Source organism: Mycolicibacterium sp. SMGY-1XX (assembly GCF_059132455.1).
Genome location: NZ_CP101139.1, coordinates 4,542,942 through 4,556,893 on the forward strand (window position 1 = coordinate 4,542,942; position 13,952 = coordinate 4,556,893).

Genomic DNA, 13,952 nt, shown 5'->3' on the forward strand with positions numbered 1-13,952 from the left:
GACACCCCATGACACTCGCCCCCGAAATCACCGTCATCTCCGATGAAATCGTGGCCGCCTGCGCGCCGTGGTCTGCGATCCTGCGTGCCGGCCAGCAGCTGCAGATCATCGATCTGCACGGCAATCAGGCCGTCGACACACTCTTCTACGGCGTGCACCCCGGCACCGATCGGGTGGACCCGTCCAAGCGCTACAGCTGCCAGGCCACCGTCGCCGGCCAGGGCAACATCTTCCTCACCACCGGTTCGGTGTTGCGCGCCGCCGACGGCACCCCCCTGGTCACCATCGTCGCCGACGAGGTGGGTAACCACGACACCCTTGCCGGCGCCTGCTCCAAGGAGTCCAACACCCTGCGGTACGGACACCACACCGTGCACCAGCACGCCTGCGCCGAGAACTTCCTCGCCGAGGCCTCGAAGTGGAGTATGGGCAAGCGCGACATCGTGCCCAACATCAACTTCTTCATGAACGTCCCGGTGGAAGCCGACGGCACCCTCGGTATCGTCGACGGGCTGTCGGCCCCCGGCAAGTCGCTGACCGTGCGCGCCGACTCCGACACCCTGGTACTGGTGTCCAACTGCCCGCAGATCAACAATCCGTGCAACGGCTTCGACCCCACGCCGGTGCGCATGGTGATCACCGGCTCATGACCACAAAAATCGACGTGGTCAGCCCCGGAATGCTGACCACGGTGCAAGACTGGCCGGGTCGAATCGGCTACTGGCACATCGGCGTTCCGCCGTCGGGGCCGATGGACGACCTGTCGTTCCGGATCGGCAATCGGCTGCTCGGCAATACCGAAGGTGTCGGCGGCCTGGAGTGCACCCGCAGTGGTCCGAGTCTGCGGTTCCCCGACGGCGCCCGGGTATGTGTCACCGGAGCGCCCGTGCCGGTGAGCGTCGACGGGGCACCCGCCCCCATGTGGCAGTCGATCTCGATTCCCGCGGGAGGCACGCTGGAGGTCGGCACCATGACCGGGCCGGGCATGCGCTGCTACGTGTTGTTCGCCGGCGGACTTGTCGAGCCCGAATACCTCGAGAGCACAGCCACATTCACCCTCGCAGCATTCGGTGGTCATGACGGTCGCGCGCTGCGCGCCGGTGACGACCTGACCATCGGCACCGACCCCGGCCCGCACGAGCTGCGCCAGGACCGCGCGGCCCGGGCGGCCATCGAGGAGCAACCCAGCATCGGTCATCGCTGGGAGCTGGCCGTCACCGAAGGACCACACGGCGCACCGGAGTTCTTCACCCGCAACGACATCGACACCCTGCTGGCCACCGACTACACCGTGCATTTCAACTCCGACCGCACCGGCGTGCGCCTCGAAGGACCGAAACCGCGGTGGGCGCGCAGCGACGGCGGAGAGGCCGGACTGCACCCGTCGAACATCCACGACACCGCCTATTGTGTTGGTGCACTTGATTTCACCGGTGACACCCCGATCCTCCTCGGTCCCGACGGACCCAGCCTCGGTGGCTTCGTCTGCCCGGTCACCGTCGTCAGCGGTGACCGTTGGAAGCTCGGCCAGCTGGCGCCGGGCGACTCGGTGCGGTTCGTGCCGGTGCGCGCCGACCGGGCACCCTCGGTGCACAGCCTCGACGTCGACCGGCGGGCGTCGTTACCGCTGGTGCTGTCGAAAGCCGGCGACGCCGACGACGGAGTGCTGAACCGGTACGCCACCGCCGACGGCACCGAAGTGACGCTGCGGCGTGCCGGTGACGGCGGGGTGCTCGTCGAGTACGGGCCGATGGTGCTCGACCTGGCCATGCGGGCCCGGGTGCATGTGCTCTACGAGGAGCTTCGTGCCCGCGGTCTCGACGGCATCACCGAGCTGGTCCCCGGGGTGCGGTCACTGCAGGTGCAGTTCGACCCCGGCCGGCTCAGCATCGGCGAGATCACCGGTCTGCTGGCCGGCATCGACGAGACTCTGCCCGCGACAGACGAACTGGTGGTGCCGAGCCGCACCGTGTCGCTCCCGTTGTCATGGGACGACCCGGCCACGCACGAGGCGATCCAGCGCTACATCCATGGCGTGCGCGCCGATGCCCCGTGGTGCCCGTGGAACATCGAGTTCATCCGGCGGATCAACGGACTCGGCGATGTGTCCGAGGTTCATGACGTGGTGTACGGGGCTGAGTACCTGGTGCTCGGCCTCGGCGATGTCTACCTGGGCGCGCCGGTGGCCACTCCCCTGGACCCCCGGCACCGTCTGGTCACCACCAAGTACAACCCGGCCCGGACCTGGACACCGGAGAACGCGGTGGGTATCGGTGGGGCCTACATGTGCATCTACGGGATGGAGGGACCGGGCGGTTACCAGTTCGTCGGACGCACCACCCAGGTGTGGAACCACAGCCACCCACGCGATTCCCGGTCATTCGAGCCGGGCACGCCGTGGCTGCTGCGGTACTTCGACCGGATCAGCTTCTATCCCGTGAGTGCCGAGGAGCTGCTGGACATGCGGGCGGAGATGGCCGCCGGCCGCGGCGATGTCGCCATCACCGACGGCAAGTTCTCGATGGCCGAGTACCTCGCTTTCCTGGAGCGCGACGCCGACCCCATCGCGGCGTTCCGCCGCCAACAGGCCGAGGCGTTCGCGGCCGAGCGGCAGGCGTGGGACAACGCCGGAGAGTTCAGGCGACAGATCGCCAGCTGACGGCGCGATCGCCCGGACCTGTTTGTTCACCTGGATGTGGCACTCTGTTCAGACTCTTGGAGGCACGCACGAGCGAAGGTGGACATGGCCAGCGCGAAACCGACCCGGCACAAGGAAGTCGAGCGCAAGTTCGACGTGACCGAATCGACGGTATCTCCGTCCTTCGACGGACTGTCGGCTGTAGCACGGGTAGAGCTGTCGCCGGCCGAGTCCTTGGACGCCGTGTACTTCGACACCGCCGATCACGACCTGGCGGCACACAAGATCACGTTGCGCCGGCGCACCGGTGGCGCCGACGAGGGCTGGCACCTCAAGCTGCCCGCCGGCGCAGACGCTCGCACGGAGGTCCGGTTACCGCTGGATGCTGGTACCGAGACGGTGCCGGCCGAGCTGCTCGACGTGGTGTTGGCCATCGTTCGTGACCGGCCGTTGGCGCCGGTGGCGCAGATCAGCACCACCCGCCACATCCAGCTGCTGCACGGCAGCGACGGCACCGCGCTGGCCGAATTCTGCGATGACCAGGTCACCGCATGGGCGGTCGGCGGCGACGAGCAGGCGTGGCGGGAGTGGGAGCTGGAGTTGCTGACTCCTGACGCGGAACCTGCTCTGTTGGATCGCCTGGGCAATCGGCTGCTCGACGCCGGGGCCGTCCCGGCCGGCTCGGGGTCGAAACTCGCGCGGGTGCTCGCAACCGGCGCGGAGCCGAAGGCCGAGGCGCCCCTGCCCGCGGATCCGGTGCACCGCGCCGTGGCCCAGCAGGTGGCAGAGCTGATCGAATGGGACCGCGCGGTGCGCGCCGATGTGTGGGACTCGGTGCACCAGATGCGGGTCACGACGCGTAAGTTGCGCAGCCTGCTCAAGGAGTCCGAGGAGTCGTTCGGGCTGACCGACGACAGCTGGGTACTCGACGAACTGCGCGCGCTCGCGGCCATCCTGGGCGTGGCCCGCGATGCGGAGGTACTGGCCGAGCGCTACGAGAACGCACTTGACGGGTTGCCCGCCGAACTGGTGCGCGGCCCGGTGCGCGAACGTCTGGTCGAGGGCGCCAAGAAACGCTACGAGGTGGGGCACCGTCGCTCGCTGGCGGCCATGCGTACGTCCCGGTACTTCCGGTTGCTCGATGCTCTCGAAGAGCTGGTGACGGCCGAGCCGACGACGGCCGAGGGTAAGCACGCGTCTCCGGTGACCATCGACTCGGCTTACAAGCGTGTGCGCAAGGCCGCCAAGGCCGCCGATGAGGCCACCGAGGACCGCGACGAGGCCCTGCACCGAATCCGTAAGAGCGCCAAGCGGTTGCGTTACACAGCCTCGGCACTGGGCGCCGACAAGGTGTCGGGCGCCGCCAAGGAGATCCAGACGCTGCTGGGGGAACACCAGGACAGCTACGTCAGCCGGGCGCATCTGAGTCAGCAAGCCGACGTCGCCCACGCCGCGGGCGAAGACACTTTCACCTACGGGCTGCTGTTCCAGCGCGAGCACGAGCTCGCCGATCACGCGCGGGAGCAGGTCGAGGAGGCACTGGCCAAGCTCGACAAGTCCGTGCGCAAGCTGTAGAGGCGAACGAGCTGGCCTGTAAGCCGGATTCTGTCCTGAGCGGCTCCGTCTCCGGAGCCGCTCAGTGGCGACCATCCATCTGGGCACACCGTCACCGGGTACCTCGAGCGGCCTACCCGCAGACTCGGGCGAGCAACCCTCGGGCGTCTGCGCAGTCGCGCCCCCACGCGACCTTCTTGGCCTTGCTTCGGGTGGGGTTTGCCTAGCCACCCCGGTCACCCGGGATGCTGGTGCGCTCTTACCGCACCGTTTCACCCTTACCGTTTCCGGCGGTCTGTTTTCTGTGGCACTGTCCCGCGAGTCACCTCGGATTGCCGTTAGCAATCACCCTGCTCTGTGAAGTCCGGACTTTCCTCGAATGGCCGACCGTCCCTCCTCCCCCTCTGCAGGACCGGTCGGTCACCCGCGGCCGCCCGGCCAACTCGTTCGCCCACCCAAGGTACTGGTTGACGCCGGTCAAAGACCAATACGCGTCGGTCCCGTTCATCCCGCGGCAGCGGCCCGGCGCACGCCGCTCACCCGACATCGACCGGCAGACAGTCCGCACGTGATCGAGACAGCTCGTCAAGCCGCACTCGCCCCGAACGCCCGTACTGCCAGTGCATGGCCGGTTCACCGCCCGTCGTTTCTCGGCGGTGACGTGATGCTCTTCATCGTCGACGAAGAGCGGGCACGACCTCCGCTGGAGGGCTGGGGCCGGTGTGCAGCCCGGGTAGCCGGCCGGACACGCGGGCGCGGCCGTGCGCACCGGGACCGTTGAGACCCCTAGCGGCGGAAGCGATGCCGGCCGTGTCAAGGCCGCCGAGACGCACGCGGTGGCCCCGCATACCGACAGTGCCGGCTCTCGGGTGCCAGCACTGCATGTCGACGGCGTACATGCGTGCAATGAGTGCCCACGAGGCCCGAATCCGGGACTCTCGGAGCGAGTAATCGGCGCTGAGCTGCAGCATCACCTCGTTGAGCGCATCATTCGAAAGCATGTTCGAATACTATCGGGCCCCACTGACATTGATGCTGACATCTCCCAAGACATCGGTGACAGTTCCGGTGGTCGTGGTGGTGACACTTGCGCTCCAAAACGGCGGGGGTGGCCCTTAATGAACCCATCGATCCGCGCGTCCGTCTTTGCGATCTCGCAGCGGCCCGATGATCCCCCCGCGGGTGGCGGACCTAGACGGCGAGGTTCTCATTGGACACACACGCCCCGCACTCCGAAGTGAAGTACGTCGGCGACGGATAACCCCGCGGTCCCCGACCGAAAAGGGCAAAACGTCATCGTGTCTGGGACCGGCGAGCTACTCCTTCGAGTAGTCCGTGCTCAACCAGCGCTGCGGGCGCATCCGGATCACCACCGACGTCGAGCCGAGGCTCTGATCGGTGAACTCCGCACCGGCCTCGGCACCGAGATACCGCACCGCGATCGCCTCGACGACGTCGCGGGTGGCCGACTCGATGGCGGTCACGTCCCCCTCGGCCGTCACATAGCGATACGGCGGCTCCTCCACCTGCGTCGTGATGGCAAACCGCCCGGCCGCACGGATCAGCTTCTCCTTCAGCGAACCGGCGTCGGTCCAGAGCAGCACCTCGCCGCCAGGTTCGTAGCCGTACCAGATCGGCACCGAGAGCGGCGCCCGGTCGGGCCGCTCCACCGCGATCACCCCCACCCGCTTCTCGGCCAGGAAGGCTTCACGTTCGTCACTGGTCATCGTCGGCATGGCTGAACCTCTCGTCGGCGGTGTCTCAGGTCACAACCTCCGCGGGCGCGGAAGTGTTCCTCGACAGACCTCACATTCCGAACACCGGGGGCGTCTACGAGATATGAGCATCCATTGGGCGCAGGTGGCCGACGAGTTGGACCGCACTGGCGGCGCTCTGCTGCCGGAACTGGTCAGCGCCGGCGACGCGGCCAGGCTCCGCGGTCTCTATGCCGAGGACCGGCTGTTCCGGGCCACCATCGACATGTCGCGACACCGGTTCGGGTCCGGGCAGTACCGCTACTTCGATACGCCCTACCCCGAACCCATTCAGTCCCTCAAAGAACGGCTGTATCCAGGGCTTCTTCCGATCGCCCGCGACTGGTATCACCGGCTGGGCCGGGAGGCGCCGTGGCCGGACACCCTCGACGACTGGCTGGGGATGTGCCATCGCGCCCAGCAGGACAAACCCACCGCCCTCCTGCTGCGGTACGGCGCCGGCGACTGGAATGCACTGCATCGAGACCTGTACGGAGAGTTGGTGTTTCCCCTGCAAGTGGTGATCAATCTCAGCGAGCCGGGCGTCGACTACACCGGCGGCGAGTTCCTGCTCGTCGAACAGCGGCCCCGCGCGCAGTCACGCGGGACCGCCGTCCAGATCCCGTGGCGGCACGGCTTCGTGTTCACCACCCGCGACCGGCCGGTGCCGTCAACGCGTGGATGGTCGGCCGCGCCCGTTCGGCATGGCGTCTCCGAGGTTCGCAGCGGCACCCGGTTCACCCTTGGCCTGGTGTTCCACGACGCCGCCTGACCGCATCAGGCCGTGCGCCGCACCACGATCACGTTGTCGGGTATGTGAGCGTGCTGGCCGTCCGGACCGACGGCCTCGCGCTCCACGACCTCGGCGCGCAGCACCTGCCACACCGACATGTCGAGCGCCAACCCGTCGACGACCTGCTGCGGGGTCGTGAAGACGTGATGGGCATGCTTGTGCGCCGACCACGGCGGCGCAGCGCCGTGATCCACCAGGACGAAGGTGCCACCGGGGGCGACGGCTGCGGCGGCCCGCCGCAGCAGGGTGTACCGATCCCAGTCCACCGGGGACTGCAGAAACTGGGCGGACACCAGATCGAACTCGCCCTCGGGGAACGTCTGCGTCAGATCGTGGTGCGCAAAGTCGATGTGCGAGGCCAGCTCTCCGGCATCCTCGGCGGCGCGCCGCAGCGCCTCATCGGAGATGTCGACGGCCACCACATGCCAGCCCCGAGAGGCCAGCCACTTGGCGTCGCCCCCTTCCCCACATCCCAGATCGAGCGCCCGTCCCGGCGGCAGCGCCGATACCACCTCGGCGAACCGCACATTCGCCTCACCGGTCCAGCGCCGCGGCGACTCGCGATACATGGCGTTCCACATCTGCTGTGTTTCACTGCTTTCCGGCATGGTCAGCTCCTGGGTTGTGGGATGGGCAGTCCGAAATCCTCGGACATCTTCGTCTGCATCACGGCGGCCCCGGCCAGCGAACCCGCGGCCACCGCAGCCGCCACCTGCGGCATCTGAGCACTCACGTCACCGGCGGCGAACAGCCCCGGCACACTGGTGCGACAGAACGGATCGATTTTCAGCGCGTCGACGGCAACGGGTCCGGGCTCGGCGAACTCCGCGCCCAGGCGCTGGGCCAGCGCCGACCGCTGGTGCATGGTCGTGGAAACCAGCATTGCGCTGCGCGGCAGTCGATCTCCGTCGGTGAACACCACCGCGTCCAGCTCACCGTTGACGCCGGCCAATTCGGCGATCGGCCGCTCGTCGATCGAGACTTTGGCCGCGACCAGCAGGTCACGTTGCTCCTCGGAAAGTTCGGCCGCGCCGTTGGTCAGCAGCACCACGTCGTCACTCCACCCGCGCAGCAACAAGGCGGTGTGGATGGCGCGATCCCCGTTGGCGCACACCGCCAACGGCTTGTCCCGGACCTCCCACCCGTGGCAGAACGGGCAGTGGAACACCGAGGCGCCCCACAGCTCGTCCACGCCGGGCAGCGGGATCGGCCGGTACTCCATTCCGGTGGCCAGCAGGATGGTGCGGGTGTCCACGCGGGCACCGTCGGCCAGTTCGACGGTGAACCCGCCACCGACCGAGAGGGCATCAACCACCACGCCGTCACGCACCTCGACGCTGGGATAGGCGGCCAGCTCGGCCCGGCCGCGGGCATACAACTCGGCCGGCGGCCGGCCGTCCGAACCCAACAGCCCGCCGATCCCGTGCGCTGCGCGGTTGCTCTGCTGTCCGGCGTCCACCACCAGCGTCCGGCGCCGGGCCCGGCCCAAAACCAGTGCGGCACTGAGGCCCGCGGCGCCGCCACCGACGATCACACAATCAACGTCCATGACACGAGCTTGCAGTCGGTCGGCCAGAATGCCAAGCTGTTTTGCCATGCAGGCAAACGAGGCTCCCGACGTCGATACGTTGGTGCGGCGCCGGCTCCGCGAATTACGAATACGCCAGGGACTGACGCTCGACGACGTGTCCCGGCGCGCCCAGATCGACGTGTCGACGCTGAGCCGGCTGGAATCGGGCAAGCGCCGGCTGGCGCTCGACCACCTCCCGCGCTTGGCCGCCGCATTGTCCGTCAGCACCGACGATCTGTTGCGCGAACCCGAACAACCCGACCCTCGGGTGCGCGGCGCCTCGCACACCCACAACGATGTGACCTTCTGGCCGCTGACCCGCCACGGGCCGGCCGGCGGGCTGCACGCGTTCAAGATCCGGGTGAATCCGCAACGCAGGACTCCGCCGAAAGAGCTTCCGGTGCACGAGGGTCAGGACTGGATGTACGTACTGTCCGGCAAGATGCGCCTGGTCCTCGGCGATCGTGACTTCACCATCGAACCGGGCGAGGCCGTCGAGTTCACCACCTGGACACCGCACTGGTTCGGCGCGGTCGACGGGCCCGTGGAGGCCATCATGATCTTCGGCGCCCAGGGCGAACGCCTGCACCTGCACACCTGATCAGAGATACGAGGTCTGGTTCACCAGCCGCACCGAGGCCAGGCCGTCGGGGTAGAACTCCGCGATCGACAGCGACGCCAGGTCCAGATGCAGCCGGTACAGGATGCCCGGCCCGGCGTCGAGGGCCATGCGCAGCATCGTCTTGATCGGCGTCACGTGCGACACCACCAGCACGGTCGAGCCGGCGTGCTCGGAGATGATGCGCGTGCGGGCCCGGCGTATCCGGGTGTGCACGGTGTCGAAACTCTCGCCGCCGGGCGGGTCGACACTGGTGTCGCGCAACCAGCGCCCGTGCAGTTCGGGATCGGCTGCCGACGCCTCGGCGAAAGTCAGCCCCTCCCAGCCGCCGAAGTCGGTTTCAATCAGATCGTCGTCGACGGTGACGTCGAGGCCCAGGCCTTTGGCGGCGGCCGCGGCGGTGTCGTAGGCGCGCTGCAGGGGTGAACTGATGACCGCCGAGACGCCGCCGCGCTGCGCCAGATACGCCGCGGCGGCGGCGGCCTGCTGGCGCCCGAGTTCGGTCAGCGCCGGATTACCGCGCCCGGAGTAGCGGCGCTCGACCGAGAGTTCAGTCTGTCCGTGCCGCAACAGCAGCATCCGTGTCGGCTCACCGCGGGCTCCTGTCCAGCCAGCCGGATTGGCCTGTGGTGCAACCGCTTTCACCTCGTCGGATACGCTGGCCGCCGCATCCATGGCTTCGTTGGCCAACCGGTCGGCATGCGAGTTCTGCGCACGCGGAATCCAGCGGAACGTCACCTCCGAGAACCCCGACGCGAGATCCCGGGCCTGCTGATGCAGCACCGCCAGGTCGGCGTTCTTCACCTTCCAGCGGCCCGACATCTGCTCGACCACCAGTTTGGAGTCCATCGCCACCGCGACCTCGGAAGCGCCCAGGCTCGCCGCTTCGGTCAAACCCGCGATCAGGCCGCGATATTCGGCGACGTTGTTGGTTGCCCGGCCGATGGCTTGTTTGCTCTCGGCCAGCACTGTGGCGTGGTCGGCGGAGAACACCACCGCTCCGAAGCCGGCCGGGCCGGGGTTGCCCCGCGAGCCGCCGTCCGCTTCGACCAGCACCTTCACGCGCCGAACCCCTTGATACGCAACAGGATCGCCCCACACTCCGGGCACCGCACCACGTCGTCGTCGGCCGCAGCGGCGATCCGCGCGGATTCCCCGCGGTCGATCTCGATCCGGCAGGCACCGCAACGCCGGCCCTGCAACAGCCCGGCACCCACCCCGCCGGCGGTGCGCTGCCGCTCGTAGAGCGCCACCAGATCCGCGGCGATGGTCTGGGCCAGTTCGGCGCGCCGTTGCCCCGCCACCGTGCGCGTCTGCTCCATCTCGGCCAACGCGGCGTCACGGGCGTGCAGGGCCACGGCAACATCGGCGCCCAGCCGGTCGATCTCGGCCTGCTCGGCCGCTTGCTGTCCGACCAGCTCTTCGCGGCGCTCCATCACCTCGAGCAGTGAGTCCTCCAGTGACGCCTGTCGCCGCTCCAGGGTCTCCAGCTCGTGCTGCAGCTCGGCGAGCTGTTTGGGATTCACCGTCCCCGAGTCCAGCAGCGCCCGGTCCCGGTCTTCGCGCTGACGAACACCGTCGACCTCGGACTCGAACCGGGTGACCTGCCCGTCCAGATCATCGACGGCGATCTGCAGTACCGCCAACCGGTCCTGGGCGGCGCGCTGCTGGGCCTGCAGGTCATCGAGGCTCTTCTGTTCGGCCAGGGTCTTCGTCCGGTGCGCGATGCGACTCAGCTCGGCGTCCAGTTCCGTCAGCTCGAGGAGCAGACGTTGTTGTGCTACTTCAGCTTTCATGTATAGCTTCCCTGACTCTTCACGTTCCACGGGTCGGTGCGGACATCGCTGACCCGAACCGGCAGACGATCACCGAAATGGTTGCGCAGCACGGACGCTGCTTGATGGCACCACGGTTGTTCGCTGGCCCAGTGCGCCACGTCCACCAGGGCCACGTCCGAGCCGCGCCGGTACTCGTCGGCGGGGTGGTGGCGAAGATCGGCTGTCACGTACGCCTGCACGCCGGCCTGCGTCACCGCACTCAACAGTGAATCGCCGGCACCGCCGCACAGCGCGACCCGAGACACCAGGGCGTCCGGGTCACCGGAGGCCCGCACCCCCCAGGTGGTGGCCGGCAGCCGCTGACCCACCCGGGCCACGAACGCGGACAGCGGCTCCGGCTCGGGCAGCGCCGCGATGCGTCCGATGCCGACACCCGACGGCAGCGGCGCCAGCGCCAGCACGTCGAATGCGGGCTCCTCGTAGGGGTGCGCGGCCCGCATGGCGGTTAACACCCGGGCCCGCACCCGCGCCGGGGCGATCACCTCCACCCGGTCCTCGGGCAGCCGCTCCAGCGAACCACGGGCCCCGATCGCCGGGGTGGCGCCCTCATGCGGCAGGAATTGGCCCGTGCCCGTCACCGACCAGCTGCAGTGCGAGTAGTCACCGATCTGCCCGGCGCCGGCGTCGAACACCGCGGACCGCACCGCGTCGGCGTTGTCGGCGGGAACGAAGATCACCCACTTGTCCAACTCCGGGCCCGCGGGTTCGGGGTCCAGCACGTCGACGACCGTCAGCCCCAGGGCGTCGGCCAGCGCGTCCGAGACACCCGGCGCGGCGGCATCGGCGTTGGTGTGCGCGGTGAACAGGGCGCGCCCGGTACGCAGCAATCGGTGCACCAGCGCACCCTTGGGGGTGCTGGCGGCCACGGTGTCCACCCCGCGCAGCAGCAGCGGGTGGTGAGCCAGCAGCAGGCCGCCGTCAGCGACCTCCTCGACCACAGCGGCGGTGGCGTCGACGGCGACGCTCACCGAGGTGACCTGCTCGTCGGGGTCGCCGCACACCAGGCCCACCGAATCCCAGGATTGCGCCAGCTGCGGCGGATAGGCGATGTCGAGTACCTCGATGACCTCGGCAAGCGGGACGCCGCCGGTCCCCTGAGCACTCGAAGTCACACTCAGAAACTGTAGTGGTCGCGTCATCGGCGACAATGGCAGCGTGGCAGAACCAGTTCCCTCCGTGCTGCAAAGCGAGCACCCCCAGCTTGTGTTGTTCGACCTCGACGGCACCCTGACCGATTCCGCCGAGGGCATCGTGGCGAGCTTCCGTCACGCTCTGGCCGCCGTCGGTGCGGACGTACCGGAGGGCGATCTGGCCGGCCGGATCGTGGGCCCGCCGATGGCACGCACGCTGGAGGCGCTGGTCGGCGAGCACGCCGAAGCCGCGATGGCCGCCTACCGCGCCGACTACACCACCACGGGGTGGTCGATGAACAGCGTGTTCGACGGCATCGAAGACGTGCTGCGCGATCTCAAGGACAAGGGTGTCCGGCTGGCGGTGGCCACGTCGAAGAACGAGAAGACGGCCCACCGCATCCTGGAGCACTTCGGGCTCGACGGGTACTTCGAGGTGATCGCCGGGGCTGACGGTGGCGCCCGGGTCGAGAAGGCCGATGTGGTGGCACACGCCCTCGCGCAGCTCGAGCCGCTGCCCGAGCGGGTGCTGATGGTCGGCGATCGCCGCCATGACGTGGAGGGCGCCGCCGCACACGGTATCGACACCGTGGTGGTGGGCTGGGGGTACGGCCGCTCGGACTTCAGTGGACCTGATCTTTCAGAAATGTGCGCCACGCATGTGACCGATATCGCCGCGCTGCGCGAGGTGCTCGGTGCCTGAGCAACTGCACGTCACGTTCGTCTGCTCCGGCAACATCTGCCGCTCACCCATGGCGGCCAAGATGTTCGCCCATCAGATCAGCGAACGTGGCCTGGCCGACCGCGTACGGGTGACCAGCGCGGGCACCGGGGGCTGGCATGTGGGTGACGGCGCCGACAGCCGCGCCAACGCGGTGCTGCGGGCGCACGGCTACCCGACCGACCACGTCGCCGCGCAGGTGGACGAGGACCATCTGGGAGCCGATCTGGTGGTGGCGCTGGGCCGCAATCACCTGCGGCTGCTCACCGACCTCGGCGTGGAACCCGACCGGCTGCGGATGCTGCGGTCCTTCGACCCGCGCTCGGCCGCACATGCCCTGGACGTGGAGGACCCGTACTACGGCACCCCCACCGACTTCGAGGACGTCTACACCGTCATCGAATCCTCACTACCGGGCCTTCATGCCTGGGTGGATGAGAACCTGGACTCACGATGAAACGCTGGGCGTTCGTGCTGAAACCGCAATGGCTGGCCATGGCGGTGGTGGTGGGTGCGTTCGCCTACCTGTGTTTCACGGTGCTGGCGCCCTGGCAGCTCGGCAAGAACACCCAGACCTCCCGCGAGAACGACCAGATCAACGCGGCCCTGACCGCTGATCCGGTTCCCCTGACCGACGTTCTGCCGCAGCAGGATTCGTCGGCGCCGGATCAGCAGTGGCATGAGGTCACCGCCACCGGGAGGTATCTGCCCGAACACCAACTCCTGGCCCGGCTACGCCTGGTCGAGGGCGACCCGGCGTTCGAGGTGTTGGTGCCGTTCGCCGTCAACGACGGGCCGACGGTCCTGGTCGACCGCGGCTACGTCCGTCCCGAGGCGGGTTCCAAACCGCCGCAACTCGATGCACTGCCCACCGGTGAGGTGACCATCACCGCCCGGCTGCGCGACTCCGAGACCGCCCCGCCCGGCAAGAACCCGTTCACCCAGGACGGCTACCAGCAGGTGTACGCGATCGACACCACGCAGGTCTCCGCCCTGACCGGCACACCGCTGGCCGGGTCCTACCTCCAGCTGATCGAGGACCAACCGGGCGGGCTCGGGGTGATTCCCCTGCCACACCTGGACGCCGGGCCGTTCCTGTCCTACGGGATCCAGTGGATCGCGTTCGGCATCATCGCCCCGATCGGATTGGGCTATTTCGTCTACGCCGAAGTGAAGGCGCGCCGCCGCGACAAGGAAGCCGCCGAGAAAACCGCGGCAGCCCAGCAGGGTGAGACCGCGGCCCCGGTGACCGTCGAAGACAAGCTCGCCGATCGCTACGGACGCCGCCGCTGAGGTTTGCCGGACGCGGCTGCGGATCGTCTGGCACGCTGTGCC

Annotated in this window: 14 protein-coding genes and 1 other RNA gene; 8 read left to right on the forward strand and 7 right to left on the reverse strand. The window is 68.5% G+C overall.

Features of this window, described 5'->3' with window-relative positions; translation table 11 throughout:
* Positions 1-8 precede the first annotated feature (8 nt).
* The 3 genes from NL241_RS21875 to NL241_RS21885 all read left to right on the forward strand — a co-directional run bounded on the left by NL241_RS21875 (position 9) and on the right by NL241_RS21885 (position 4,213).
* On the forward strand, positions 9-650 hold the full coding sequence (locus NL241_RS21875; RefSeq protein ID WP_494395004.1) for an urea amidolyase associated protein UAAP2: 642 nt from the start codon (positions 9-11) through the stop codon (positions 648-650).
* Positions 647-2,659, forward strand: a complete 2,013-nt coding sequence (locus tag NL241_RS21880) for a 5-oxoprolinase/urea amidolyase family protein (RefSeq protein ID WP_494395005.1) — start codon at positions 647-649, stop codon at positions 2,657-2,659. The genes NL241_RS21875 and NL241_RS21880 overlap by 4 nt, the downstream gene beginning before the upstream one ends.
* A 78-nt stretch (positions 2,660-2,737) precedes the next feature.
* Entirely contained in the window at positions 2,738-4,213 is a 1,476-nt protein-coding gene (locus NL241_RS21885; protein ID WP_494395006.1) for a CYTH and CHAD domain-containing protein, read from the forward strand.
* Positions 4,214-4,216: 3 nt separating this feature from the next.
* Here NL241_RS21885 and rnpB read toward each other — a convergent pair.
* Positions 4,217-4,638: RNase P RNA component class A (rnpB, locus tag NL241_RS21890), an RNA gene on the reverse strand.
* Positions 4,639-5,508: 870 nt separating this feature from the next.
* Complete coding sequence (locus NL241_RS21895) at positions 5,509-5,928, reverse strand: pyridoxamine 5'-phosphate oxidase family protein (RefSeq protein WP_494395007.1); 420 nt, start codon at positions 5,926-5,928, stop codon at positions 5,509-5,511.
* Positions 5,929-6,031: 103 nt separating this feature from the next.
* On the opposite strand from NL241_RS21895, the gene NL241_RS21900 reads away from it, so the two are divergent.
* A complete protein-coding gene (locus tag NL241_RS21900; RefSeq protein ID WP_487687997.1) occupies positions 6,032-6,718 on the forward strand; it encodes a 2OG-Fe(II) oxygenase in 687 nt (228 codons plus the stop codon).
* 5 nt (positions 6,719-6,723) lie between these two features.
* On the opposite strand, the gene NL241_RS21905 is transcribed toward NL241_RS21900, so the two are convergent.
* Both NL241_RS21905 and NL241_RS21910 read right to left on the reverse strand, forming a co-directional pair.
* Positions 6,724-7,347, reverse strand: coding sequence for a class I SAM-dependent methyltransferase (locus NL241_RS21905; protein ID WP_494395008.1), 624 nt, complete (start codon positions 7,345-7,347; stop codon positions 6,724-6,726).
* A gap of 2 nt (positions 7,348-7,349) precedes the next feature.
* Positions 7,350-8,288: an NAD(P)/FAD-dependent oxidoreductase gene (locus tag NL241_RS21910; RefSeq protein ID WP_494395009.1), complete on the reverse strand. Its 939-nt coding sequence runs from the start codon at positions 8,286-8,288 to the stop codon at positions 7,350-7,352.
* Between the two features lie 46 nt (positions 8,289-8,334).
* Here NL241_RS21910 and NL241_RS21915 point away from each other — a divergent pair, with 46 nt between their 5' ends.
* Entirely contained in the window at positions 8,335-8,910 is a 576-nt protein-coding gene (locus NL241_RS21915; RefSeq protein ID WP_487687991.1) for a helix-turn-helix domain-containing protein, read from the forward strand.
* Here NL241_RS21915 and NL241_RS21920 read toward each other — a convergent pair whose 3' ends face one another.
* From NL241_RS21920 to NL241_RS21930, 3 genes are read right to left on the reverse strand one after another with little or no spacing between them, the layout of a single operon-like run.
* Positions 8,911-9,990: a bifunctional RNase H/acid phosphatase gene (locus NL241_RS21920; protein ID WP_494395010.1), complete on the reverse strand. Its 1,080-nt coding sequence runs from the start codon at positions 9,988-9,990 to the stop codon at positions 8,911-8,913.
* A complete protein-coding gene (locus NL241_RS21925; RefSeq protein ID WP_487687985.1) occupies positions 9,987-10,724 on the reverse strand; it encodes a zinc ribbon domain-containing protein in 738 nt (245 codons plus the stop codon). The genes NL241_RS21920 and NL241_RS21925 overlap by 4 nt, the downstream gene beginning before the upstream one ends.
* The gene (locus NL241_RS21930; protein ID WP_494395011.1) at positions 10,721-11,878 is read right to left on the reverse strand and encodes a Nif3-like dinuclear metal center hexameric protein; all 1,158 of its coding nucleotides are present in this window, start codon (positions 11,876-11,878) and stop codon (positions 10,721-10,723) included. Before NL241_RS21930 ends, NL241_RS21925 begins: the two co-directional genes overlap by 4 nt.
* Before the next feature lie 43 nt (positions 11,879-11,921).
* Between NL241_RS21930 and NL241_RS21935 the strand changes: the two genes are divergently transcribed.
* Genes NL241_RS21935 through NL241_RS21945 form a run of 3 tightly spaced genes read left to right on the forward strand, consistent with a single transcriptional unit; the run spans position 11,922 to position 13,910 of the window.
* Positions 11,922-12,599, forward strand: a complete 678-nt coding sequence (locus tag NL241_RS21935) for an HAD-IA family hydrolase (RefSeq protein WP_494395012.1) — start codon at positions 11,922-11,924, stop codon at positions 12,597-12,599.
* Positions 12,592-13,074 (forward strand): low molecular weight protein-tyrosine-phosphatase, encoded by a 483-nt coding sequence (locus NL241_RS21940; RefSeq protein ID WP_494395013.1) that lies wholly within the window; start codon positions 12,592-12,594, stop codon positions 13,072-13,074. Before NL241_RS21935 ends, NL241_RS21940 begins: the two co-directional genes overlap by 8 nt.
* Entirely contained in the window at positions 13,071-13,910 is an 840-nt protein-coding gene (locus NL241_RS21945) for an SURF1 family cytochrome oxidase biogenesis protein (RefSeq protein WP_487687975.1), read from the forward strand. Before NL241_RS21940 ends, NL241_RS21945 begins: the two co-directional genes overlap by 4 nt.
* Positions 13,911-13,952 lie beyond the last annotated feature (42 nt).

What these genes read in the sequence shown, in the direction of transcription:
- NL241_RS21895 (WP_494395007.1), bottom strand. Translation starts at nt 5,928, where the DNA reads ATGCCGACGATGACCAGTGACGAACGTGAAGCCTTCCTGGCCGAGAAG.
- NL241_RS21905 (WP_494395008.1), bottom strand. Translation starts at nt 7,347, where the DNA reads ATGCCGGAAAGCAGTGAAACACAGCAGATGTGGAACGCCATGTATCGC.
- NL241_RS21925 (WP_487687985.1), bottom strand. Translation starts at nt 10,724, where the DNA reads ATGAAAGCTGAAGTAGCACAACAACGTCTGCTCCTCGAGCTGACGGAA.
- NL241_RS21945 (WP_487687975.1), top strand. Translation starts at nt 13,071, where the DNA reads ATGAAACGCTGGGCGTTCGTGCTGAAACCGCAATGGCTGGCCATGGCG.
- NL241_RS21900 (WP_487687997.1), top strand. Translation starts at nt 6,032, where the DNA reads ATGAGCATCCATTGGGCGCAGGTGGCCGACGAGTTGGACCGCACTGGC.
- NL241_RS21880 (WP_494395005.1), top strand. Translation starts at nt 647, where the DNA reads ATGACCACAAAAATCGACGTGGTCAGCCCCGGAATGCTGACCACGGTG.
- NL241_RS21915 (WP_487687991.1), top strand. Translation starts at nt 8,335, where the DNA reads ATGCAGGCAAACGAGGCTCCCGACGTCGATACGTTGGTGCGGCGCCGG.
- NL241_RS21875 (WP_494395004.1), top strand. Translation starts at nt 9, where the DNA reads ATGACACTCGCCCCCGAAATCACCGTCATCTCCGATGAAATCGTGGCC.
- NL241_RS21910 (WP_494395009.1), bottom strand. Translation starts at nt 8,288, where the DNA reads ATGGACGTTGATTGTGTGATCGTCGGTGGCGGCGCCGCGGGCCTCAGT.